The following is a 24,931-nucleotide window of genomic DNA, read 5'->3' as shown; positions in this document are numbered from 1 at the left end:
TATAAATTAAGCGTTTCAAGCCTCAAAACTATGTTATCAAAACTATTGTCACAATCAAATTATCAATTATCAATAATAACCATTTTTGATAATTTGATATTGCCGTTTTTGTTCCATTACTACACAAACCCCAAACCCTAAAGGATGAAATTGAATGGAAATATCAAAAAGGATAACACACGAAGATTATTTAAAAGAAGTGAAAGAGATACACGGCGATAGCATCGAAGTAAAAGGGATATATATAAAAAAGAAATTGAGTATAGAGCATAAATGTAATGTATGTGAATATGAATGGAACGCACGACCAATAGATATTTTAAAAGGTAGTGGATGTAAAAAGTGTTCAGCAAAACGAGTTGGACAAGGTAAAAATAAGACTCATGAAGATTACGTAAAAGAAGTATATGAAAAAACAAATGGAGAAATTGAAGTTATTGGTTTGTATGAAAAAAACAATAAGAAAATAAAGCATCGTTGTAAAGAATATGGTCATGAATGGGAAACAAAACCGACTGTTATTATAACAAATGGTAGCGGATGCCCAGAGTGTGGGAAAGAAAGATATAAAGAAAAAAGAACAAAAACGCACGATGATTATATAAGAGAAATAAAAGAAATACACGGGAATAACATTGAAGTAAAAGAGAAGTACATAAATAGTAGAACAAACATAACGCATGAATGTAATGTATGTAATCATGAATGGGAAACGAGACCTAATAATATTTTAATAAATAAAACCGGGTGTCCTATATGTGAAATAAAGATAGTTGGAGAAAACAAAAAGAAAACACATAATGAATATGTGAAAGAAGTAAAAGAGATACATAAAGGCAATATTGAAGTTATTGAAGAATATAAAAGCAGAGTCGTAAAAATAAAACATAAACATAAAACATGCGGTCATGAATGGTATGTAAAACCGTCGCACATTTTAGAAGGACATAGTTGTCCGAAGTGTAATGAGTCAAGAGGCGAAAGACTTGTGAGTAATATATTAGAATCGTTGGGCGTTACGTTTGAATCACAGGTTAGATTCGAAGAACTTGGATTCAATCAGCGTAAACAATTAACGTGCGACTTTGTTGTATATAAAGACAATGAACCTATGTTTGTTATCGAATACAATGGGAAGCAGCACTATGAACCTATTGATTTCTTTGGAGGCGAAGAAGGTTATATGAAAACTATCAAGCGTGATAAAACAAAGCGCAAGATGTTACATGAAAGGGGAATACAATTGATTGCCATTCCTTACAATGAGACAGATGAACAAGTTAAAGAAACAATAACTTATTTCATTAAGTTACATGACATAAAGAAAGAGCAGAAGCCACAAACTTCTACTCAACTAAAACTAAACATATAGTTCTTGTTGCAGAATCCTTAAGCTATTAAGGGGTACAGCCGAGATACGTGTAAAAACAGGTCATAGCCTTACTTTTATTTCCAATCCGATTTAGAATCGGATTTTTTGTTTTTTATAAAACTTCTTCATTCACCTAAGCTTTCATTTTTGCCTGTCACGTAAACGTTTGTTTACGTGACAAATGAAAACCAAGATAAAATAATTATATAACTGTCTAGGGTTCCGCCACATTGCCATCAAGCTAAGAAAAGCAAATACCCCAAAACGAGAAAATTGACATCTCTAGGTAAAATGTACATTTTTTTGTTTTGGGAGCATTATAAAATTCTTAAGTTGATGGATAGTGGTGCTACTCCGCTATAGAGAACCTTGTGTTATACCAGTTTCATCTGCAATTTATTTAGTGAATGCTTCTTTTCTATTCATATAAAAACCTCTTCCGTATTCTACGAAAGAGGTTTCTAACTCACATAATCAATATTATGGGAAATTTACAGATTTACTATTTTGATATTATTCAAAATAGACAGCCGTCCCATACCCAATTAATTCAGAAGTACCTTGTCCTGCTGCAAGCTCAAATCTTAATCCAACAATAGCGTTTGCTCCTAGCCCCTCAGCTTGTTTTATTAAGCGTTCTTTTACCATTTTCTTTGAATCTTCTAGCATTTCTGTATAACTTTTTAATTCCCCACCAACAATTGACTTCAAACTTGAAACAATATCTTTTCCAATGTTACGTGATTGTACTACACTACTTGTTACTAGTCCTTTTACTTCTACAATACTTTTATTTACAATAGTTTCTGTTGTTACGATCAACATGTTATTCCTCCTTATTTTACAGCTTGATAGATATTTGGCACTACCCAAAATACGGTCAATTCTTATTTATTCTCATAATAATCTTCATTAATCACTGAAAAGTTAGTTTATCTTTTGCATTTCCTGCACAGTGTTCTTTTTTAAATAAATCACAACTCCCAAAACAAATAATGGGATTAGTCCAATTAGTGTTAAGATAGATTCCATTGTATAATAATCAATTGAATGTCCTAGTATTTTCTGAATGTGATGAACATTTTCTGTTGCTATAAATATACTTTTGCTTGAATTTTCACCGACTCCTATAATAGAAGATATACTAAAGTTCCATAAAATATGGAATCCTACTGAAATCCAAATGTTTTTTGTTACCAAGTAGATCATTGCTAATGCAATAGAAACCATGAAATATGTGCAAAATGAAAAGAAATCGTAACCAGGTGTGGCATTATGAACTAGCGCAAACATTATGCTAGTAATTATTACTCCAAAAGTGGTGATATATCGATTGTTGAATTTTTGAAATTCTGTAATTGGGAATGCTCTAAATACAACTTCTTCACTAAACGCTTGCGCAAAAACAAATAGAAAGCTAACTAAAAAAGAAAAAACGCTAAAGTTTTTATTCTCAGCTATGCTTAAATACCCACCAAAAGATTGAAGTAGGTTTACCATCAAACTCATAACCAATCCTAATACTGCACCGACTATTAAAAGTTTTGTATTTTTCAAACAATATCCTTCAAAACCGTATCTGTCTTTAGAATGCTTATATACCTTGCAAGCAAATAAAATCAGCCCAAAAAGGATTAAATGCGTACATACCGCAGTAATAAATTGATACATGAGTGTATCGCCTATATATTTTTTTAAGGTCCCCGCAATACCTTGTGTGATAGCTAGCAAAACAAACATTAGTATAATCATTGAAATAAATTTTAAAGTTGATAATACAATCCGTCCAAACGTTTTCATAAAAGACCTCCATATTATCCTTAACCCAAAAAGGCTATAGTTTTTAATCTTTATATACTTCTTCCTCACTTTCAGAATAGGTATATTCTAAGATATCTCCAGGTTGGCAGTTTAAAACCCTACAAATTGCATCAAGTGTAGAAAAGCGAATAGCTTTTACTTTACCTGTTTTTAAATTGGATAAATTGACTACAGATATTCCCACAGCATTTGCTAGTTCTCCCAACTGCATTTTCCTATCTGCTAATACTCTATCCAATCGTATAATAATCGCCATAAAATAACTCATCCCCCCAGGTTCTATAAAGTAGAATCGTATTCCTCTTGCAAATATGCACCGTATTTAAAAATATTAGACAGTAATAAAATAAGAAGTCCCGTTATCAGTAGTCCAAAATTCAACTCAAAAGAAACCTTGCTTTGAGTTAATTGAAATGTCCTTACAAATAAAAAGTCTAAAATCCCACCTAATACTCCATCGATTAAACTATAACTAATAACTCCATAGGCTAAATATTGAATATAATTAATACATTTTTTAGAAAAAGGTTGTTTATTTCTTACAAACCGTATAATCCCTTTCAGCTGTATTATTAGAAATAAAAGTACTGCTAGTATGATTTCATATATCAAACAAGCACCTATTACCAGCGTTTTAAGGTTTGTATATTGAATATGATTTGTATCAATCCTATAAGAATGATAAAATGCGACATGAATATGGGTTCCCTTGGCAGTTAAAATGTCTTGTAAAGTATGAAGCGGAACGAATATTCCTGCAATCATTCCTCCTAAAGCTACAAACATTCCAATAATAATTATCCAATAAAAAATGTTAAATAAACCCTGCAATAATTTTAGTGTTTTCTCAAATCCAATAAACTCCTTAGCCTGATTCATATTCTCACTCCATTTCTTCTCCTTTTAAATATAATATAGCATCATTTTAAAAAATTATCATTATATTTTTAACGTTAATCATTAAAAATATAATGATAATCTTTATTTTGAATTATTATTTTGTGACGAAGAATTCTGCCGCTACCCATCAAGCTAACAAAATAAAATCCCCTTCAAATGAAAAAATACGCTATTCTCTCTGTAGCATCATAAGAAAGGATGGCGTTTTTGATATGAACTTATCTATTTTTGATGAACTAGAATTGTTTTCTAAAGAGTTGCAACGATATATGTCACCTGATGCTTTAGAGGAATTAGCTAAAAATGTAGGATTTGTTAAACGAAAAAGTAAATACCACGTACAAGATTTAGTGGTTTTATGTATTTGGTTAAGTCAAAATATAGCTCATACTTCATTGGGGTACAGCCGAGATACGTGTAAAAACAGGTCATAGACTTACTTTTTTTCCATCTATGACCTGTTGAAACTATACGGGGATTGATTCTTCTATTGGATGAGGGATTTGTTGTAAATCAATTACATAATCCCCAAAGCGTTTTATATGTCTAGTCATATAAGGGCTTAGTGTTTCTAAATCTTGACGTGAAAAACGATAACCTTCTTTTTTTAGTTGCCATAAAATCATAGTGATATCTACTACGTTTTGAAAAATTATGGAGTTGGTGATTAAATCGTTATATTTAATACGTTTTTCCTGTTCGATTGGATCATTTTCCGTAATAATGCCATCACCACCGAAAAACAGCCATTTTGAAAATCCATTATAGGCTTCTACTTTATTGGTACTAGCTGTAATTTGTTCACGTAATTTCATATCTGAAATATATTGAAGTAGGAAGATTGTTCGAATTACTCTTCCAAGCTCTTGAAACGCTTGATATAATCGGTTTTTCTTACTATTACTACTTAACTTTCTAAGAAGCGTTGAAGGTAATATTTTCCCCATCTTAATGGAAACAACTACTTGAAATAAGTCTTTCCAATGTGTTTCAATTAACCCCCAATCAATTACATCTTTAAATAAAGGATCTATATGTTTATAGTTTGTATGTTTATCTGGACGGAAAAATTTTAAATCTTTCCAATTGCGAATTCTAGGCATAAGATGAATTCCTAATAAATAGGATAAGGCAAATACAGGTGTAGATTGTCCTTGTGTATCCGCATGAAGGGTATCTGGTTGAATGTCAGATTTGTTTTTTAGTAGTCCATCAATAATATATACTGCTTCCCAAACGCCACATGGAATGAAGTGACTAAAAAGGGCGATATAATTATCCGCAACATGGTGATAGGCAAGCCCTCCATATCCGCCATAACGAATGTGGTATTCTGATACTAAATTTTCTATATACATATCATGTTTTGTTCCATCAGCTGAAGCTACTTTTCCAGTTCCCCATAATTTCGGTAGACTAAATGTATTATATTGATTCAAAACATCCTGAAGTGCTGCATTTAATTTTGGAATATGAATATGTCTACGATTAACAAAAGAAAGCATGTGAGCTGTAATAGTATCACGCATATGCTTAGCAGTTTGCGTCGGTCCTAAATTACATCCATATCCAAATGTAGTAACAATATAACGTTCCGTTGGATCTTCTAATTTAGGTTCAGATCCGGATAAAGGACCAAAATGTCTTGTCCAATGAGTCCAATGTTCTACATTACAAAGTATATCTAACACGGTTCGTTCTGGTAAACGTTGTATAATTTCTTTTTCTAACAATTTACTACTTACAGATATATCTCTTCGTACTAATCGTTTTAAAATAGGCTCTCCATCTTCTGTTATAATTACCTGGCCATTATTCGGATAATTTAAATCTACCGAATTGGCGACAGAAGTTAATTTGTGTTTCAGTTCTTGAACAAAATGAGTAGGAGATGAAGGGAAATTAAGTTCTTTACAATACTCCTGAACAAGTGGTTCACATTCTTCCCAAGGTAATAGTTGTTGTCTATAATCAGCGTATTTTTCAGAACCTTGTACACTTACGTCACCTGTCTTCAGCTCGGAAGCTAAATAGGAAAACATACAGATTTCAAGACGTTTACGATACAATAAATTGGAATCCTTTCGAGCCCGAAGAGTTTGCCTCCATTGCTCGTTTGCGAATGATAAATCAAGATTAGTAGGGAGTTGTTCTACTCTTCTATTTTCATTTATCAATAAAAACTCTAAAGCTTTTATAAGAGAATCATCCTGAGTCGTTGAATCCAATTTTAATAATGAAATCAATCGAAATAAGGTCTTTCTATGACTATTATAGAATTTTTCTAATAAAGGAAGATAATTATTCCGGTTATATGCAGAAATGGCTAAACAATTTTGTTGCAAGGAGTCTATACCACCTTTTTCCTCAAATAACTCCGTTATTTTACTTCCTATCATATTCGTATCATTATACATATGAGTCGTATGTAAAACTTCACTTAATATAGAAATAAGGTTTTCATTTATAGAACGTTGCTGCTCTCGTAAAAGAGCCAATTCTTCTTTACCCCTTTTATGTATCCTAGCAATCCTTTTTAAAAACATATCTATCAAGTTATCTCTTGTTACAATTTGTGAACGATAAATAACAGACAATAATAACATATACCTTTTGGCCACATGAAAGTCTTTTATTTCCGATGCATCTAAAGCTAGTGCTTCTGATGCAAAATGTTTAATTTTAGAATTTGGAATCTCTTTCAATAGTTCCTCGATGTTCGATATAAAAGATGTAACGAAATCTAGCCTATTTTGTAGTTCTTTCATATGAGAAATTGAAGGACTTTTAGGAAGTTCTTTGAAATAATGAAAACCAGAATACTTGGTTTCTTGAGAAGTATACAGCAATTCATCAAGTTTATGTTTTTCTTGTTTTGACAACCGATTCATAACTGAATGACACAATTGATTGTTAACCAGTGTACGAACACGACGAGTAAGTCTATCTAAAGTACTGAATGCTGGCAATTCATAACGTTCTTTAATTAATTCTTCGATTGCAACATTAATTAAATCCGGAGGATGATCCATCACGTGAGAAGCATTATAGATAGCCTTTGTAGCTACATGCAAAGCATCTTTTCCAAATGCATATACGTGTAAGTATTTACGAATTTCTTTTTGATGTCGATACATCACTTTTGGACTAAATTTGAGTTCTATTTCATCAGATATACTAAGACATGAGCGAATATGTTTAATCACCATTGGTGGAATATCCTTAGGACGTGGAAAATAGCCTAATCGTTGAAAAGACTTTAACATGACTAAACAATTAAAAACTGAACTTTCTCCACGTGCTACACGATGTGCAAATATATTTTCTTCATGTGTAATCCTATAAATTGTTGCAAGTTCTTTCTTAGTTAAGTTTTGTTTAAATCTGGGATATGCTGTACGTTCAACTGAAGTCAATCTCATTCCTCCTAGTTAGAATTACACCAAAAGCGGTTGCCTACTCTTTCATCTTACGATAAAGAGTTTGTCTTTGTCTATTATGGGTAGACCCTAATCATCCATTGGCTGGTTATTGAAAACACTTCGTTTAAACTGTATGATTAGGGTGTATGATAATAGGTTAGAAAATGAGGTGGATTTTTAAAATGAAAATTGCTTATGCTAGAGTTTCAACTTTAGAACAAAATTTAAATAGACAGATACAAACATTAAAAGAATTTGGAGCGGAAAAAATATTCACTGAACAAAAATCTGGTGTATCTGTTCACAATAGAGAAGCATTTCAAGAGGCATTACAATTTGTTCGAAGTGGAGATACATTTATGGTAGAAGCTATCGACAGACTTGGACGTAATTATGATGAAATTATCCAGACTGTTAATTATTTAGAGAAAAAGGAAGTGAAGTTAATTATTACTAGCCTACCTATCATGGCAGAAGCAATTGGAAATTCGTTGTTAGATAAATTTATTAAAGATTTAATCGTTCAAATCTTAGCTATGATTGCGGAACAGGAACGAACAGAGACGAAAAGGAGACAAGCACAAGGAATTTCGATTGCTAAACAGAAAGGTGTCTATAAAGGAAGACCAACCATCTATTCTCCAACAGCAAAGGACCCTCAAAAAAGGTTAGTATACAATCGAGTAATTGAAATGTTAAAGAATGGCGAAGCCATTTCTCATATTGCAAAAGAAAACGGTATAACTCGGCAAACCGTTTACAGAATAAAGCACGCTATATTTAGTTAAGACAGTTATAGGGTGTTTTTGCCTATCCCCCGAATTAGACAAAATGTAATAAAGCTATTCAATCTCTATGGATTCTTCAATATTTGATGTCCACTAATATTATTTGGACCGACACGATCTAAAAAATAGAATCCTTAGTCATTATGTATTTCTAACAAATTTATTAAACAGTTATACTTAGGACATATATTCATTTTAGAAAGGATAATTTTAAAAATGGAAATTGAAAATTTACTTAGAGTTAAGACAAGGTTGGGATTAAGAGATTGGCTTGAGGAAAATTCAAAAACAGAAAGATTTTGTTGGGTGATAGTAAGTATGACTGAACAATCAGAAGTCATTCAGTATTTAGATGCAGTTGAAGAAGCATTATGTTTTGGTTGGATTGATGGCATAAAGAAGAAAATATCAGATACTGAACTTGCTCAAAGACTTTCCCAAAGAACGAAAAAAAGTAATTGGACAGAATTAAATAAGGAAAGAGCAAGGAGATTATATCAATTAGGTTTGATGAAAGAAGAAGGACTGAGAGTTCTTCCTGATATGCGACCTGAATCTTTTACTATAGATGCAGATATTGAAACTCGTCTGAAAGAAGATGACCAATTATATCAAAACTTCATTAATTTTCCTGATCTATATAGAAGGATTAGAATTGATACGATACAAAGTTATAGAAATGAACCTGATATTTTTAATAAAAGGTTGGATAAGTTTATTGAAAATACCAGAGAAAATAAAATGTACGGTCAATGGAATGACAATGGTCGCTTAATCAATTATTGAGGGAAGGAAATGAGAATTGAAATTAGAACGTTTGCTATCAATCATATTCAAGCTCTTAAATAATGAAATTTTGTCAGCTTCTAGTTTGGCCGATGAATTTCAAGTATCACCACGGACAATTTATAGAGACATCGAAGCTATTTGTGCTGCTGGAATACCAGTTGTTTCTTACCAAGGGACTAACGGGGGATTCGGTATAATAAAGGGATACAAATTTGATAAAAGCTTAATGGGTTCTTATGACATTCTGAATTTAATTACAGTATTAAGTAGTTTATCGAATATTTTTAAAGATAAAGAAATTGAACATACGATAGATAGACTAAAATTACTGGATACAAACAGTAATAATAAGTCCTTATTGGTTGACTTGGAAAGCCATAGAACAGAACCAAATTCATTAATGAATCTGCGAAAAGCTATACATGAAAAAAAGGTAATCCACTTTAATTATATAAGCAATAAAAATGAATTTACATCTCGTGAAGTAGAACCCATTCACCTTCATTATAAGTTCCGTAACTGGTATATATATGGTTATTGTAGAGACCGTCAGAATTATAGAGAATTTAGATTATCACGCATGATGGGTGTAACTCTGACACAAGAAAAGTTTCTACAAAATCACGAAATTAAAGATGAAGCATTTTATTCAAACCGTAATCTAGTGGGGTTTGAGGATGTAGTAATCTGGGTGAGTCCTAATTCCTTAGCAGAAGCATTAGACCAATTCCAAAATTCTTCAAAAACCATTAACCATGACGGAAGTATGACAATTACAATTTCTGTTTATCAACCTCTACAGGCTGGATGGCTTAAATCGATTCTTTTAAGCTTTGGTAGCGGTGCTAAAATTGTAAAACCGATGGAACTGCGATCAATTTTAATAGATGAGGCAAAAAAAATAATAAAAGTTTATGAAGATATATGACAAGCTGCTGTCATATATCTTTTTTTATAATCTAGATATCAACTTTTAAAAACCAGAAATAAAGGAGTAGATGTTAAATGAACCATGCAAAAAATATGTATGAGTACCATCTTTGGGCTAATAAGATGTTACTAGAAAGAATAAAAGAATTACCTAGCAATGTCCTATATAAAGAGGTTAATAGTTCATATCCAAATATTGCTCAAACCTTTAGCCATATCTATGTAGTAGATGTTATGTGGTTACAAGTACTTAAAGGAATTGGTATGCAAGAAGCATTGGAAGCTTCTATGTCATTATTAGAAAAGACTAATGTATATTCTGTAGATGAATTTATTAAGTCTTTCGAAGAACTAGCTTCACAGTATGAAGAATGGATGAATAGCCAAAAAGATTTAGAACAAAAAATTAATTTGAATAATCCTTGGTCAGGTGCCAGAGAGACTGCATACGCAGAAATTTTATTTCATGTTGCTAATCATGGTACCTATCATCGAGGTAACATAACAACCATGCTAAGACAACAGGGGCACGCTTCAACAATGAATGACCTCGCTTTATATTGGTATCAAAGTTAGGGCAAATAGTACTTGTAAATTAATGATAGTTCATATGAGAATACAAATAAAATATTCATCTGCTTTCTATATAAATGTCCTTTAATAAAACTAACGGTGGCGTTAGCTTAATAAGCCAAATTAAAAATCGGTTCCTAAACGTAAAGGAATCGATTTTTCTATGCCGTAGTTTTCTTAACGTTGTAACTCCGCATTTCCCTGACGTTACCCCTGGTACAAGAAATCCTATATGATACTATTGACTAAAGAAAATGACAGCAGAAGATTTTTGAGGTTTAACCCCTCTTTTTTATCATCATGTCAATTCATATAGAGTATTTGAATTAAATATGAACCAAAAAATACCGATTAATGTTGATTTATAATAAAGTTTGATTGAAAATCACTCTAAACTCTTGATTTCACTGTATATAAAAAGTCAACGTTTTGAATAAAGTTTGATCAAAACGTTGGCTTTCCTTTAATTTCAAGAACTGCTTTTTATAAAAAAGATTGATTGTTTTGATCCTCCTTATTGCACTAAAGCCCCCGTTAGTGCAATAACAGAGTGAAGCAAATTTCGGTACATCTTTTTTAAAAACGGTATGAATTTTTTATAAACAGGATAACTTTGTTTTAAATCGACATTTTTATCTGGCAGATAAGTATTCGTATAACGCTATAACTTTATTTTCTTAATGCAACGGCAGGCTCGGTGTTTAGAAGTTTATGGCTTGCGAAAATACTAATTATAACAACTACAAATCCTGTTGATAAAATTGAAACAAAAATTCGCAAGGGTGAAACACTAATTGCTAAGTTAAACGCCATTTCAATAAGATATGCACAGCATTGAAAATTGCCGCCATAGCGGATAAAAGAACATTTCCGCTGATAATAATCCTTTGTATTGTGCTTTTCTTAAAGCCTAAAGCAGATAACAGCCCCAATTCCTTATATCTTGAATTTTGTAGTTTAGCAAGTATTACTGCACTGATGAACAAACCGATTGCCAAAATCAAGGTTGAAACGGTAAGGAATAAGCGACTAAGACTTTTGAATGTACTTTGCAAAGCTCCCACTTCACTAGCTGTGTTTTTACTGTCAATTTCTTTTTCACTAAGCTTTTGACTCACTGAAACAATATCTTCAAAATCTTACACATCAAAGCTGATGGAATAAACTTGCTCATCTTTAATGGCTGTATAAAACTCCTGTTCAACATCAGAGCTGACAAAGAAATCATCATACCCCGCATTATAAATACCGCTAACGGTTAGTTTGTACTCTTGATCTCTATATTTTTTTCTCTTCTCACGAACAACAGAGCTGTTTCAAAAGCTCCCCTTAGCAGAAGTTTACTTTTGTGACAGCTCCAGTTACTCTCTATATATTATTTATTGCTTGTTTCTACTTGCTGGGCCTCTGTTACTTTTGCAGCTTTTGTCAGATTTCCTTCTTTTTCAAGCTGAGCAATCAGTTCATTTAACGTGACCCCTTTTTCTTTAGCCATTTCTTCTAAGTTGACAGTTTCATTGGAATTAGTAGTTTCCGACATGTCGTTGTTGCTCGCAGCATATGCAGATCCTGCAACAACAGATAACCCTAGCATAAGTGTCGCAATTGTTAATGTTTTCTTCATATTAAATTCCTCCTAGAATGTTTTGGCCTCTACCATACGATAGGTAGATGCCATAATATTACAATTGAATCTAGTTGCTTACATCCTTTCTATTTGATGTTACCAGTATATAACAATCTATGTTAAATCCTTGTTAAGAGAAATACTTCTTGAAAATTTGTAAAAAAAAGACTTTAAATAAACAGTTTCAACTGCCATTCAAAGTCTTTTTCATTTTTTTATTTTACCAAGTGTAATTGCGAAACAAGTACCGCAGTTTTCGTTGTCAGTAACAACGATGTTTCCGTTGTGCTTGGTTATGATACTTTGCACAATGGAAAGTCCCAATCCTGAGCCACCCAATTCACGAGAGCGTGATTTATCCACTCGGTAAAACGATTCAAATATATTCTTTTTTTCCTCATCGGGGATACCAATTCCCGTGTCTTTAATTTCAACCATTATCTGCTTTTTATCCGATTTAACATTAATCATTACCTTCCCGCCGTCAATATTGTATTTAATACCATTTTCAACAATGTTATAAAACGCTCGATAAAGTAAATCTATATTTCCGTAAACAACACTATCATCGCAATCCAAATATAGTTTAACCTCTTTTTCAACAGCAATATGAGAAAGTTCGGAAACAATATCTTCAAAAACATCCTTCAAGCAGATGGTTCGATTCTCAAATCTATCATTCATATTTGTCATATCTAAAAGGGTAAATACAAGCTCGGATAATCGCTGTGTTTGCTTTTCAAAAACGTTAATGAGTGCATCATATTCTTCTGTAGAGTGTGCGTTTTTCTTTTTAAATACATCAACCTTTGTTTTTAAAACCGCAAGTGGCGTTCGGAGTTCGTGCGCTGCATTTGCGGAAAAGCGGCTTTGCATCATAAAAGCATTGTTTAGCTTATCCGTCATTTCATTAAAAGACTGCGTTAGCTCAGCTATTTCATCATTGATTGGTGGAATGTCCATCGTTTCCGATAGATTATGCACAGTCATATTCTTAATTTGACTATTTAGTGTATCAAGTGGTTTTAACACTCTGCCCGATACATAGTATGTCAATACGCCACCACATACAATGATTAAAAGCATATAAAAAACACTTTCAAATTGAAAGTCCGTTCTTGCTTTTTGTACATCTCCAGATGGCGTTTGGAAATTGTTAATAACATTTGGCATTTGGAAATTGTCAATAACATTGCTATCTTCACCAACCTCTTGTGCAGGTAATAATACAGAGGCTGCATCAATTTTTGTTGCCATTATACCAGCAGAAAAATTTATAATTAATGTTAGCCCTACACAACAAATCGTTAATAAAATTACCATCATTGCAGTAAGTCGCAGCCGAATTGGCATTTTTTTAAACATCAAGCGTCACCATCATTTTTAGTAATAAAATAACCCTCACCAATCTTTGTACATATTGGATTATAATCTAAAAAAGCTTTAAGCTTTTTTCGTAATGTAGCTATGTGAACTCGAATAACTCCACTAAAACTATCAGCATTTTGGTCCCATACATGTTCAATCAATTCTTCTTGACTGACTACTTTTTCTTGATTAAGCAGAAAGTATTCAAGCAATCCGAATTCTTTTATTGTGAGTATCAGTTCTTTTTCACCCACAAATGCGGTGCGTTTTGATAGATTAATATATATATTACCGCAAGTCAAAAGGTTATTTTCCTGCACAAATTTCCGTCTTAATAAATTCCTTATTCTTGCTTCCAATTCCGCAAATTCAAATGGTTTAGTTAAATAATCATTCGCACCGATATCTAAGCCTTTAACTTTGTCATTTACGCTACTTCTTGCACTAAGGATTAAGACTTTTAATTCTTTATTTTCTTCTCTTAACTTTTCTAAAACCTTTAATCCGTCCATTTTCGGAAGATTTAAGTCAAGTATAATTAAGTCATAATTTCCAACATACGCCAGTTCGTAAGCGTCTTCACCATTACTACAGGTATCAACCGCATACCCTTCTATTCTAAGTCCCTCAGCGATAGCTTCCTGTAAATCCAACTCATCTTCAACAATAAGAATTCTCATATCTTAATCACCTCATTTTCATTATTATAAATAGGTGTGTGTTAAATCTATGTTAAGCAATTATTATCAAAAATTAATTTCCATCCTTGAAGGAATACATCTATGGTCACTGATTTATGCTTACATGTGCCCAACACCTATAGTAGTGTAGCTGTCACTTTGGGTGATAAATCGTAGTGCGAGACACGCCCCACTTTTCCGCTATATGCTTTATAAGTGTACCACTTTCAATAAGTGATTTCTGTAGATTTGGAATAAAGATTGATCAAAATGGAGTTTCTCTTTTTATCTAAGTATGAGATTTTTATAAAAAAGTTTGATCATTTCAATAAGTCTTCTTTCACTAAATTGCTCCGTTAGTTAAAGTAGAAAAAAGGTGCCAAAGTAATCCCGTCATTTTTAACTAAAGCCCCCGTTAGTTGAAGAATACAATTCTTCTTGCTATTAAGTGCCACCCCTATCTTTCTGTTTTAATTTCTGTTCAAAATAATAACTTCTGAATTGCCGTTCCACTCTATCTTTGCTTCCATCTGTTCATCTTCTTCAATAATTACCTCACAACTTTTATTGTTTAATGGGGAGCCGGTACACTCACTATTACCAGAAATAATATTTTTACCATGATGGTTGAATCTTTCTTGTTTGCTTCCAAATTCAAACCATGAACTCTCTATGTTATACCCAAGTATTGATGGTGCAGGATCTTTTCCGATATATTCAATTGAAAAATCTGTCCATTCTCTTTCTTTGCTTATTTCCCTTTTTCGGAGGGTGGGCAAAAATACCCTAATATGATTATTTTATCCTGGTTCTCATTTGTCACCTAAACGTTTGTTTACGTGACAAGCGAAAATGGAAGCTTAGACGAATGAAGGAACTTTATAAAAAATTAAAAATCCGATTTTGAATCGGATTGGAAATAAAAGTAAGTCTATGACCTGTTTTTACACGTATCTCGGCTGTACCCCATTAAGGATTCCTTTTTTTATCTAAAATCCAAAAATAAAAAGATAAGATCCGGGAACACGATCTTATCTTTAGCACAAGGAGTAAACAAAAGGATAACCATCATATTTTTATTATAAATTATTTTTCGTTAATTTTGAATATTAGAACCATAATTAACAAGTATATCTATATTGAGAAATTTATTACAAAATTAGTTATAAATGATTCAAAACTCCAATGTAAACTTTTAGCCATTAGTGTACATTCAAAATAGTGATTTCATTACTCATATCCGAATTTATCTATTTTTAGCAAAATCAATAACAAAAGTATACATTCAAAACACTATAAACAAAAAGGTCAAGAAACCTGTAAACCAAACGACAATTCATTAATAGGGGTACCGCCACATCGCTATCAAGCTAATAAAACAAAATCCCCCTTAAAATGAAAAAATACGCTATTCTTTCTGTAGAATCATAGGAAAGGATGGCGTTTTTGTATGTCTATTTCTGTATCCGATGAATTACAACCATTTGCTCAAGAGATTCAAAGCTTTTTATCTCCAAATATCTTACGAGATCTTGCTAGAGATGTTGGTTTTGTACAACGAACCAGTAAGTATCAAGCAAAGGATTTAGTCGCTTTATGTGTATGGGTAGCCAAAATGTCGCTACGACTTCTTTAACTCAGTTATCTAGCTGTTTGGAAGCATCAACAGAAGTGCTCATCAGTCCTTAGGGACTGAATCAACGATTTAATAAAGCGGCCGTCCAATTTTTACAACACATATTAGCTGAACTACTAAACCAAAAATTGGTCTCGTCTATGCCGATTTCTTCTCCGTATACTTCTGTTTTCAAGCGTATTCGTATTTTAGATTCAACTGTATTTCAACTTCCAGATCCATTTGCATTCATTTATCCGGGGGCAGGGGGATGCAGCCATACGGTGGGGATAAAGGTCCAACTTGAGTATGATCTATTAAGTGGACAGTTCCTACATATTCATACAGGTCCAGGTAAACAACATGATCGAACCTACGGTTCTCTGTGTGCCCCAACTGTAACGGCGAATGATTTATGTATCCGAGATTTAGGTTATTTTCATTTGAAAGATCTTCAACATATACAGGATAAAAAGGCTTAATATATCTCTCGTATCAAGTCGAATACACGTATTTATCAAAAAAATCCCAATCCCGATTATTTTCAAGATGGAAGAATCAAGAAAGGTACAGAGTATATACAGATAGATATGGAGATCTTAATGAACTCTCTTCAACCAGGACAAACATGTGAAATATCCACCGCTTATGTAGGAATGACTGATAAAGTGCCAACTCGTGTGATTGTTCATCGACTTACAGAAGAACAACAAAAAAAGCGTCTACAAGATCAAGCTGTTCGAGAGAAAAAGAAAGGAATGAAGTATTCTGCTCGTAGTAAACGACTCAGTGGTATCAATGTATATATGACAAACACCCCTACAGATATTGTCCCGATGGGACAAGTACATGATTGGTATTCTTTACGTTGGCAAATCGAGATTTTATTTAAAACATGGAAATCATTCTTTCATATTCATCATTGTAAAAAGATAAAACGAGAACGATTGGAATGCCATTTGTATGGACGACTGATTGCCATCCTACTCTGTTCTTCTACCATGTTTCAAATGCGGCAATTACTTCTTCTGAAGAAGAAACGAGAACTGAGTGAATATAAGGCCATATATATGATTAAAGATTATTTTCTTCTTCTTTTCCAAGTTATACAGAAAGACACCCAAGAGCTATCAAAGATTCTACTTCGCTTGTTCAACCTCCTACAGCAAAACGGGCGAAAATCTCATAGGTAGGAGAAGAAAACAGTCTTTGATATATTAGGTGTCGTTTACAATTGTACCATGTCGGATAATCAAGTGGCTTAATTCAAAAAAATGAAATCCGTTAGGGTTTATTCCGTATGCAAACCTTTAAATTTTCTAAAGGTAGCCTTTAGAAAAAAGAAACAACCTCTCCTATAATTGACGCTGTATGAGCTTAGCTTGATGGCAATGGGGTACCGCCACATGCCCATCAACTTAAGGATTTTAAGTAGACCCTAAATAAAAATTTTTCTTTTTCTACAGCTAGTTATTTATAAGAACACATCTTATTTAAGTCCTTATACAATCATGCAATTATACATATACAAATAAAGGTAATGAGTATGCAGGGTGTGATTAACTTATTTTAATATAATTTAATCGTATTGCAACTTTTCCTATGAGTTAAATTAACTATCTTTTTAATATATATATTAACTTATAGTAATTATAATTAATTTAATAAGATTTAATTTTAATAGGATTAAATAGTAATTTTATCAGGATAATATTGCCAGTTGAACTAATGATTAATAGTAGAATTTTTGAATTTATTCGACAAAATTCTACTATTTACGCATTAAAAATTTAATGTTTTAATAAAGGTGTAATTGGTACGACCACTAAGAAAGGAGAAGATTATACGAATAAAAGTGCAGTGAAGTTGCAAGTAACATTATGTTGAATTAATTCTCTGAATACTTAGTTAATTTAGTTTAGAAACAATCTAGAACCTCAAAAGTATCACATTTATAAAAAATTGCATTCTAAGTCTCTACATAGCAAAAATGATCTTATTTTATTCCGAGGTAAAAGTATAAGCAATGTACAAGTATAATTTCATTTTTTGTAATCTTGTAGGGATCTTATGAAATCGCTATCAAAAAAGTCATGGCAGGATTAATGATAGGAGCAACGACTCAATCTATCTGGGCTTCCTGCAAGTGAAGCAGCTCCAGCTTTCAAATGAATATCATACTATTCATTTGAAAGCTAATCAAAGCATAAATAGTTGCAAGGCTAGATTTCATATAAATAAAAATGAAACCTTTAAAATTTAGTCCAACTATTTTATCAACAAACACCAATTAATAGGAGGAATTACCATGAAAAAAACGTTAGTCGCAGGGTTATTAATTACTGCAGTATCTACAAGTTGCTTCTCACCTGTAAATACTTTTGCAGAAAGTAAAACAACTTATTCACAATTAACAAATAGTCAAAATCAACTTGCTATGAATAGATTATCAGATTCGATTAAGACATTAGGATCACAGACGCCATTAATTCAAGGATATGGGCTAATCATATTAAAGCAACCGAACCTTGAAGTAACTGCTATACCTGGAATAACAACTGATCAAGGTACTGCAAGAAACCATGTTCAAGACTGGCTGGATACATATAATCCAAAACTATTCAATGTAAATCAAGACATGCAGGATTTTGGGACAAGATTTACAAATTATTATGATATATTGGTTGAACTAGCTGAAAAAATGAATGACGATTCGCAAGCAAAAGAAGACTTTGTAAGTACTTTTAATGCACTTCAAGATCAAATGCAAGCAATTCAGTATGATATGAAAGGAGATTCAGTAGACTTAAACAATTATAAAAATGAATTGGTTGAAGATAGTAAGAGTTTTTCTAGTAAAGTTAGCAGAGCGATTGAAGGTTATAAGAGTTCAGGCGGAGAAATTGAAAAATCAAGAACGGAAATTAGACAACTTGAGGAAAACATTCAAGATGATTATACAAAACTTCTAGCTCTACCAAAAGAAAATGTAAAAGGTTCTATAAATATTGGAAAGTCGGTTATTGATATTTGGATAGACGCAGGTAAGGATCATACTTTAGACACGTCTAACTTGGAAGTGATTTATAACCAAGTTGGACAAGTCCAAAATGATGAAGTAACAAAACTGAATAATGATGCTCGTCAGAAGCAACAACAAAAAATTCTATTGCTACAAAAATTATCAAAAATTGAAGTGCAAGCAACTCAAATGACACTTATTGATCTACAGTTAAATAACTTTACAAGAGTAGTTAAAAAGCAAATTGAGAGTTTTGACAAGCTAGTAAGTAGTTGGGACATCTTTAATGACACAATGATTCAAATGAAGAGAAGTCTTAGTACTGATGCGAAAATAGATTCTAATGCATTACAAGCACAATTAAAAGAACTCAAAACGTTTACGGATGAATTGAATAAACAAACAACGGGATATGAAAATAGTGTTACAAACATAAAAGTAACAGAGGCAAAATAGTAGAATGAAGAAAAAATCTTAATAATATAATATAATATAAGGAGATATGAATATTATGAAAAAACCTTATAAAGTAATGGCTTTATCTACATTAATTGCAACAATCGCAGCGGGTAGCATTACGCCATCATATGCCTCGGCAGCAGAAAATACAACAAAACCAGCACCTATTTATGCAGATGCAGAAAATAACTACCCTGAGTATTCACTTGGACCAGAAGGGCTTAAAGATGCGCTAGAGAAAACTGGATCCAATATGTTGGTAATGGACCTGTATGCTTTAACTATTGTTAAACAAGCAAATGTTAATTTTGATGGTTTAACTGTAATTAACAATGATTTACAAAAAAGCATTAAGGACAACCACGATGCTTCTAAAACAAATGCAAAACAATGGTTAGATGGTTTGAAACCGCAAATAATCCAGACGAATCAAAATATTATCAATTATAATACACAATTTCAAAATTATTATGATGTTTTGGTAGAAGCTGCAAATAATAATGACAAAGAAACGCTAAAAGCTGTGCTTACAAGTTTAGATGAAAGTATTTCAGAGAATAAAGGTGCAGTGGACAGGTTAGTGCAAGATTTGAAAGTCTTTCGCGGCAAATTAGAACTGGATACACAAAATTTAAAAACTGATACTAACAAAATCACAGATATTTTATCTGGTCAAGATGCTGGAATTCCATTGATGCAGAAACAAATCGAAGCAAATCAAACATTAATTGATGAGAATAATAAAGTTTATATTGCATCGTCGGTTGCAACTGCTCTCGGTGCATACTTAACTGCTACAATTATCTTTGCGCCTATTGGTGCAGGTGCATTAGGCGGCGGGATATACGGAGTTACTACATCGCAGCAGCAGATAAAGACAGCACAAGATGAGATTATAAACCTATCAAAAAACATTTCAACTGCGCAACAACAGGTAGGTAAGTTAACGCTCTTGAAAAATAATACTAATAATTTAACAGCAACAATTGATGCAGCTATTACTGCTCTTGAAAATGTAAAGAATCAGTGGCAGACAATGGGGGCAAAATATAAATCATTGAATGACAATGTTGACAGAATTAACCCAGACAAGCTTACTTTATTAAAAGCAGATCTGAATATAGCTAAACGTAGCTGGGATCAGGTTAACAAGTATGCTGAAAACATTCAAAATAATGAGATTAAATTCGTAGAAGAGAAAAAATAGTATTACTTCAAGAAATTTCCGAAGCAATGAAAAATATAATATACTGACTTTCCCTTTTGAAGAACACATAATATGAGTCTCCTGTTCAAGTTTGAGCAGGAGATTTCCTATATAGTTATGAAACTTGATAAAGATTATAAAATAAGAAAGTATGAAAACCTCTATTTTAATACGTTATTTTATTTGCAATGATCGTAATTCATTTGAAGTAAAGAATAGAAGCTTATGAATTTAATAAAATACGTAATATATTTGAGAGAATAGGTGAAAAAGGTGAATAAAAAATTGTATAAGAAAGTTATTTTATCAACGATCATTACTGGAATGGCAGCGAGTAATGTAATCCCACTTCATACTTTTGCAGCAGAACAAGCTGTACAAAATAGTGTGTCCCAACAGCAAGAAGATAGTAAGAGCTATGATTTGGGTCCTGATAAATATAAAGAAGTAATGGAGAAAATGGGGGCAAATATCCTTACAATGGATTCATATGCTCAAACAATCCGTAATCAACAACAGACAGATTTAAGTAAAATAAGTTCTATAAATGGTGATTTCAAAGCAAACATGATTAAGCATCAAAAGGATGCGCAAACGAATGCAACATATTGGTTAGATAATCTAAAGCCTGATATTATGAAAACGATTCAGAATAGTGTAAATTATAATGATACCTTTCAAGCGAGTTATGATCAATTACTAGCTGCTTTGGGTCAAAAAGATATAGTGACATTTAAATTTAGACTGGTGAGGTTATATCGTAGTATTTTGGACAATAGTCAAGAAGTGGATGGACTACTAGAAAAGTTGATAACATTCCGAAATGAAATGTCTGAAGATACAAGAAGTTTTAAAGCAGATTCCAATCAATTGAAGTCTATTTTAGAAAGTACAAACGCCGGTATTCCACTTTTACAACAACAAATTGATAATTTTAATAATACAATTAAACAAAATTATGATAAGCGTGGTGGCTATATAGCTTTATCTGTATTTATGCCTCCAGTTGGTATACCATTGATTGTCGAAGCTGACAAGAATATCGCATCTGCACAACAAGAAATAGAACAATTGAAGTCCAGAATTTCTGGAGCAGAGGCAGAATTAGTTATTTTGACAGATGCCAAAAATAAAACGGAACATATGACTGCAACAATTGATACAGCTATTACTGCTCTTCAAAATATATCGAATCAGTGGCATACAATCGGAGCAAAATATGATTCTTTACTAAAAAATGTTGACAAAATTAATCCAGACCGCCTTGCTTTATTAAAAACAGATTTGAAGATAGCGAAGGATAGCTGGCAAGACCTTAAAAATTATGCAGATAAATTATATGAAGGTGCTAAGATTCTACAAAATGGAGAGATTGTACAAATAGGACAACCACAAATTGGACAACCACAAATAGGACCGGATTGCACCTGAATACTATTAAAAACAGACAACCTTGTATTTGTTGGTAAGGTTGTCTGTTTTTTTATAGAGATCTAACAACTTCAGGTACCTTCAATATTTTTGCGTAAGGTGGCAAAAAAATGTCGAAAAACAGCTTAAATTGTCTAATTTTGATTGCTGTACGATCTGTTCGATGTTAAGTTCGTAGTAGTAAGAAAAAAAGGAAATGGGTTCGTTCCATTCCCATATCCTACCTTTCGTAATTATTTAGTATGAATAAGGATGGAGATTTCTTTCTTCGGTTATGTTTTATATTTATCAAACTATAGGAAGATTTACGAGCACTTATTTCTTAATTTTCAAAAAATGAAACCGACAGGAAATCGAAATTAATTACATTCATTCAGCGAAAGGACTTTAATGGAACTAATTGAAAAGGAAAGGATTATTTATATGCAGAAAAGGAATCATTATATGTTTCAAAAACCGATGAAAGTACTTGCGACATCTGCTATTTTGGCAACTACATTATTTTCACCTATCATGACAAATAGCTTGATTATTCATGCTGAAACGATTGCTGCACAGACTACAAACCAATATGAGCAGAGGGATTTTGAACTTCCGGGTGTAGGAAGTTTTAGAAGTGAAGCAAAAAGAGAAAGAAGAAGTGAGCAAAAAAACTATATACCAACTGGAATCTATGTAAAACCGAATGAACAAGTTACAATTGAAGTATCGGGAACACAAAAGATTAGAGCGATTATTGGGACGCACCAATATGATAAAGAATGGGGAAAAGAAATTGATCTTTCTCCTGGTTCTAATACCATCTCCTCTCCAAACGGTGGTTTAATAGGATTTGATAATCCTCAAGATACAGGAACAGTTAAGGTGAAAGTAACACAAGGCGGAAGCCCTGTTCCATTCTTTGAACTAGGGAAACATACGAAAGCAGACTGGATTGCGATGATGAATAAGTATCCAGATGCACATGCGGTACAATTGAAATCAGAAAAAGCAGTACTTACTGTTACGCAGGATAGTGCCAAGAAATATATTGTGGATCAAGATCCTGTTCCTCTATTAAAAAAATATGATGAAATGATTCGAGCACAAGATAAGATATCAGGGTTATCTGAAAAAGACCCTAATCCTTTACATCGTCCGACTCGTCGCATTTGGGCTTTTGTAGAAAATCCTAACAAACCAGATTGGGGCATGTATGCAGGTTGGGATGGAGCCGTATTTACTACTGCTGGTAACGCAATCGAAAGTGCTTTAAATGTAAATAAATTTGGATGGGGACAAATGCACGAAGCGGGACACACAAGAGAAATACATCCTTTGACGTGGACGGACCTTCACGGTATGGTTGACGTAACGACTAATATATTCTCTTTAGCTGCACAAAAGCAATTATTCCCGAATCAACCGACGCGTTTAGAAAAGTCAGGTGATTACGATAAAGCCTTTGCATACTTAAAACAAACAGATAAAGATTATAAAAATATTAATGACTTGTTTGTGAAACTTGTTATGCTTTGGCAACTTAATCTAGCATACGGTGAAGATTTTTATCCGACCCTTCACAAACTATATCGAGAGTTACCAGAAAATCAACTTCCAAAAGCGGATGAAGAGAAAAGGCAAGCATTTATTTATAATACATCGAAAGTAGCGAAACAAAATTTACTACCATTTTTTGATCAATGGGGTCTGAAAGCATCGCAAGAAACGCGGCAAAAAATAGAAGCTTTGAACTATCCAATATTAATCGCTCCTATTTGGGAAGCAACTGATTCTAAGCCTGTTAAAGCGAATGTGCTCAAATTAGGTGGCCGAGTATGGGAAGATAGTAACCAAAATGGTATTCAAGATCAAAGTGAAAAAGGAATGGAAGGCGTTCGTGTTCAACTGTTAAATAAAGATGGGAATGGATTAAAAGAAGTAAAAACAGATAAAGAAGGCCACTATTTGTTTGATGGATTAATAGAAAACACATATCGTGTACAGGTAGAGAAGCTTACCGGGTATATATTCATGCCAAAACAAAGTGGGCAAGATGTAACAGTTGAATCTAATGTAAGTGAGGCTGGGGTAACAGATACCATTACTCTTTTACATGATGATTTAACAATTGATGCGGGAGTAAATAGAAATATATTTAAGGATGTCCCACAAGGACATTGGGCATTTAATACGATTCATCATTTAGCGAATGAAGGAATTATTGCAGGTTATGGGAATGGAATATTTGGTATGGGTGATAATGTAACACGTGAACAAGTGGCTGCATTAATTTACCGTACTTTGCATATAGAAAAACAAGATAAATATGAAAATCCATACGGAGATATCGATAAAAATTCAACAATGTTTTCTGAGGAAATACTAGCTTTAACTAAGCTAGGGATTTTCCAAGGCGATAATCAAGGAAACTTTAGACCGAAAGCTGCAATAACACGTGCAGAAATGGCTCAAGTTATTACGAAAGCTTTTAGATTAAATGTGAAGGCTCCACATAATTTCAACGATGTTTCAGCGAATTCATGGGCAAAAGATGCAATTAGTGCCGTACAATCGAACCATATTGCAGCAGGTATTGGTGAAGGGAAATTTGCTCCGGATATGAAAGTTACACGGGAACAGTATGCACAGTTTTTATATAATGCAATTTTAAATGAGCGATCTCATCAATAATAAGAAAATAAAGTTAAGTGTCATAATATAAGTTTATATTACTACTTATAAAAAATTATTTGGTGCTACCCTTAGTTGACAAATAGCTCAAAAAAAGAACCCAATTAATAGGTTCTTTTTTTGATGTTGATTATTTTTTCTCTAAAATACGTTCAACCTCATCTATGCCTAATTTACTGGCTTTAGCAATCGTTTCAAGTGGTACACCAAGTTCATGCATACCTTTAATCATCTGTATTTTTCCTTGCTGAACC

General features: G+C 32.7%; 20 protein-coding genes and 2 pseudogenes. 11 read left to right on the top strand and 11 right to left on the bottom strand.

Annotated elements, in window-relative coordinates:
* Window positions 1-154: 154 nt before the first annotated feature.
* Window positions 155-1,372 (top strand): zinc-ribbon domain-containing protein, encoded by a 1,218-nt coding sequence (locus FT637_RS25680; protein WP_227493961.1) that lies wholly within the window; start codon window positions 155-157, stop codon window positions 1,370-1,372.
* Between the two features lie 513 nt (window positions 1,373-1,885).
* On the opposite strand, the gene FT637_RS25675 is transcribed toward FT637_RS25680, so the two are convergent.
* From FT637_RS25675 to FT637_RS25660, 4 genes are all read right to left on the bottom strand, one after another.
* Complete coding sequence (locus FT637_RS25675; protein WP_193648702.1) at window positions 1,886-2,197, bottom strand: YbjQ family protein; 312 nt, start codon at window positions 2,195-2,197, stop codon at window positions 1,886-1,888.
* A gap of 102 nt (window positions 2,198-2,299) precedes the next feature.
* Entirely contained in the window at window positions 2,300-3,172 is an 873-nt protein-coding gene (locus tag FT637_RS25670; protein WP_193648701.1) for a CPBP family intramembrane glutamic endopeptidase, read from the bottom strand.
* A gap of 43 nt (window positions 3,173-3,215) precedes the next feature.
* A complete protein-coding gene (locus tag FT637_RS25665) occupies window positions 3,216-3,449 on the bottom strand; it encodes a helix-turn-helix domain-containing protein (RefSeq protein WP_193648700.1) in 234 nt (77 codons plus the stop codon).
* Between the two features lie 23 nt (window positions 3,450-3,472).
* A complete protein-coding gene (locus tag FT637_RS25660) occupies window positions 3,473-4,072 on the bottom strand; it encodes a DUF2975 domain-containing protein (RefSeq protein ID WP_193648699.1) in 600 nt (199 codons plus the stop codon).
* A 233-nt stretch (window positions 4,073-4,305) separates the two neighbouring features.
* On the opposite strand from FT637_RS25660, the pseudogene FT637_RS25655 reads away from it, so the two are divergent.
* Window positions 4,306-4,491 (top strand): annotated as a pseudogene (locus FT637_RS25655) (IS4 family transposase); the annotation flags it as partial.
* 69 nt (window positions 4,492-4,560) lie between these two features.
* Here FT637_RS25655 and FT637_RS25650 read toward each other — a convergent pair.
* Complete coding sequence (locus FT637_RS25650) at window positions 4,561-7,509, bottom strand: Tn3 family transposase (RefSeq protein ID WP_193648698.1); 2,949 nt, start codon at window positions 7,507-7,509, stop codon at window positions 4,561-4,563.
* A gap of 188 nt (window positions 7,510-7,697) precedes the next feature.
* Here FT637_RS25650 and FT637_RS25645 point away from each other — a divergent pair, with 188 nt between their 5' ends.
* From FT637_RS25645 to FT637_RS25630, 4 genes are all read left to right on the top strand, one after another.
* Window positions 7,698-8,303 (top strand): recombinase family protein, encoded by a 606-nt coding sequence (locus tag FT637_RS25645; protein WP_193648697.1) that lies wholly within the window; start codon window positions 7,698-7,700, stop codon window positions 8,301-8,303.
* 216 nt (window positions 8,304-8,519) lie between these two features.
* On the top strand, window positions 8,520-9,089 hold the full coding sequence (locus tag FT637_RS25640; RefSeq protein ID WP_193648696.1) for a YdeI/OmpD-associated family protein: 570 nt from the start codon (window positions 8,520-8,522) through the stop codon (window positions 9,087-9,089).
* Between the two features lie 16 nt (window positions 9,090-9,105).
* Window positions 9,106-10,020, top strand: a complete 915-nt coding sequence (locus FT637_RS25635) for a helix-turn-helix transcriptional regulator (protein ID WP_193648695.1) — start codon at window positions 9,106-9,108, stop codon at window positions 10,018-10,020.
* Window positions 10,021-10,097: 77 nt separating this feature from the next.
* Window positions 10,098-10,598, top strand: a complete 501-nt coding sequence (locus FT637_RS25630) for a DinB family protein (protein WP_193648694.1) — start codon at window positions 10,098-10,100, stop codon at window positions 10,596-10,598.
* Between the two features lie 794 nt (window positions 10,599-11,392).
* On the opposite strand, the gene FT637_RS30115 is transcribed toward FT637_RS25630, so the two are convergent.
* From FT637_RS30115 to FT637_RS25600, 6 genes are all read right to left on the bottom strand, one after another.
* Window positions 11,393-11,713, bottom strand: coding sequence for an FtsX-like permease family protein (locus FT637_RS30115; protein ID WP_227493960.1), 321 nt, complete (start codon window positions 11,711-11,713; stop codon window positions 11,393-11,395).
* 257 nt (window positions 11,714-11,970) lie between these two features.
* Window positions 11,971-12,219: a hypothetical protein gene (locus FT637_RS25620; RefSeq protein ID WP_193648693.1), complete on the bottom strand. Its 249-nt coding sequence runs from the start codon at window positions 12,217-12,219 to the stop codon at window positions 11,971-11,973.
* Between the two features lie 210 nt (window positions 12,220-12,429).
* Complete coding sequence (locus FT637_RS25615; RefSeq protein WP_193648692.1) at window positions 12,430-13,587, bottom strand: sensor histidine kinase; 1,158 nt, start codon at window positions 13,585-13,587, stop codon at window positions 12,430-12,432.
* A complete protein-coding gene (locus FT637_RS25610) occupies window positions 13,587-14,270 on the bottom strand; it encodes a response regulator transcription factor (RefSeq protein WP_193648691.1) in 684 nt (227 codons plus the stop codon). Before FT637_RS25610 ends, FT637_RS25615 begins: the two co-directional genes overlap by 1 nt.
* A 154-nt stretch (window positions 14,271-14,424) precedes the next feature.
* On the bottom strand, window positions 14,425-14,502 hold the full coding sequence (locus FT637_RS30370) for a helix-turn-helix domain-containing protein (RefSeq protein WP_413773249.1): 78 nt from the start codon (window positions 14,500-14,502) through the stop codon (window positions 14,425-14,427).
* Between the two features lie 238 nt (window positions 14,503-14,740).
* Window positions 14,741-15,049 (bottom strand): hypothetical protein, encoded by a 309-nt coding sequence (locus FT637_RS25600; RefSeq protein ID WP_193648690.1) that lies wholly within the window; start codon window positions 15,047-15,049, stop codon window positions 14,741-14,743.
* Between the two features lie 671 nt (window positions 15,050-15,720).
* Here FT637_RS25600 and FT637_RS25595 point away from each other — a divergent pair.
* The 5 genes and pseudogenes from FT637_RS25595 (at window position 15,721) to FT637_RS25575 (ending at window position 24,677) form a co-directional block, all read left to right on the top strand.
* Window positions 15,721-17,150 (top strand): annotated as a pseudogene (locus FT637_RS25595) (IS4 family transposase).
* A gap of 1,043 nt (window positions 17,151-18,193) precedes the next feature.
* On the top strand, window positions 18,194-19,363 hold the full coding sequence (locus FT637_RS25590; protein ID WP_193648689.1) for an HBL/NHE enterotoxin family protein: 1,170 nt from the start codon (window positions 18,194-18,196) through the stop codon (window positions 19,361-19,363).
* A 55-nt stretch (window positions 19,364-19,418) separates the two neighbouring features.
* Window positions 19,419-20,573: an HBL/NHE enterotoxin family protein gene (locus FT637_RS25585; RefSeq protein ID WP_193648688.1), complete on the top strand. Its 1,155-nt coding sequence runs from the start codon at window positions 19,419-19,421 to the stop codon at window positions 20,571-20,573.
* Window positions 20,574-20,846: 273 nt separating this feature from the next.
* Entirely contained in the window at window positions 20,847-22,004 is a 1,158-nt protein-coding gene (locus FT637_RS25580; protein ID WP_193648687.1) for an HBL/NHE enterotoxin family protein, read from the top strand.
* 444 nt (window positions 22,005-22,448) lie between these two features.
* Window positions 22,449-24,677, top strand: a complete 2,229-nt coding sequence (locus tag FT637_RS25575) for a M60 family metallopeptidase (protein ID WP_413773248.1) — start codon at window positions 22,449-22,451, stop codon at window positions 24,675-24,677.
* Window positions 24,678-24,931: the final 254 nt, after the last annotated feature.

Source organism: Bacillus cereus (genome assembly GCF_015071065.1).
Classification (GTDB): domain Bacteria; phylum Bacillota; class Bacilli; order Bacillales; family Bacillaceae_G; genus Bacillus_A; species Bacillus_A cereus_BA.
The sequence above is the reverse complement of the archived record's forward strand: the minus strand, read 5'-3'. Positions and strand labels throughout refer to the sequence as shown.

Excerpts from the sequence above, each read along its gene's own strand:
- FT637_RS25620 (WP_193648693.1), bottom strand. The coding sequence starts at position 12,219 with ATGAAGAAAACATTAACAATTGCGACACTTATGCTAGGGTTATCTGTT.
- FT637_RS25590 (WP_193648689.1), top strand. The coding sequence starts at position 18,194 with ATGAAAAAAACGTTAGTCGCAGGGTTATTAATTACTGCAGTATCTACA.
- FT637_RS25615 (WP_193648692.1), bottom strand. The coding sequence starts at position 13,587 with ATGTTTAAAAAAATGCCAATTCGGCTGCGACTTACTGCAATGATGGTA.
- FT637_RS25670 (WP_193648701.1), bottom strand. The coding sequence starts at position 3,172 with ATGAAAACGTTTGGACGGATTGTATTATCAACTTTAAAATTTATTTCA.
- FT637_RS25645 (WP_193648697.1), top strand. The coding sequence starts at position 7,698 with ATGAAAATTGCTTATGCTAGAGTTTCAACTTTAGAACAAAATTTAAAT.
- FT637_RS25675 (WP_193648702.1), bottom strand. The coding sequence starts at position 2,197 with ATGTTGATCGTAACAACAGAAACTATTGTAAATAAAAGTATTGTAGAA.
- FT637_RS25610 (WP_193648691.1), bottom strand. The coding sequence starts at position 14,270 with ATGAGAATTCTTATTGTTGAAGATGAGTTGGATTTACAGGAAGCTATC.
- FT637_RS25640 (WP_193648696.1), top strand. The coding sequence starts at position 8,520 with ATGGAAATTGAAAATTTACTTAGAGTTAAGACAAGGTTGGGATTAAGA.
- FT637_RS25680 (WP_227493961.1), top strand. The coding sequence starts at position 155 with ATGGAAATATCAAAAAGGATAACACACGAAGATTATTTAAAAGAAGTG.
- FT637_RS25660 (WP_193648699.1), bottom strand. The coding sequence starts at position 4,072 with ATGAATCAGGCTAAGGAGTTTATTGGATTTGAGAAAACACTAAAATTA.
- FT637_RS25575 (WP_413773248.1), top strand. The coding sequence starts at position 22,449 with ATGTTTCAAAAACCGATGAAAGTACTTGCGACATCTGCTATTTTGGCA.
- FT637_RS25630 (WP_193648694.1), top strand. The coding sequence starts at position 10,098 with ATGAACCATGCAAAAAATATGTATGAGTACCATCTTTGGGCTAATAAG.
- FT637_RS25665 (WP_193648700.1), bottom strand. The coding sequence starts at position 3,449 with ATGGCGATTATTATACGATTGGATAGAGTATTAGCAGATAGGAAAATG.
- FT637_RS25585 (WP_193648688.1), top strand. The coding sequence starts at position 19,419 with ATGAAAAAACCTTATAAAGTAATGGCTTTATCTACATTAATTGCAACA.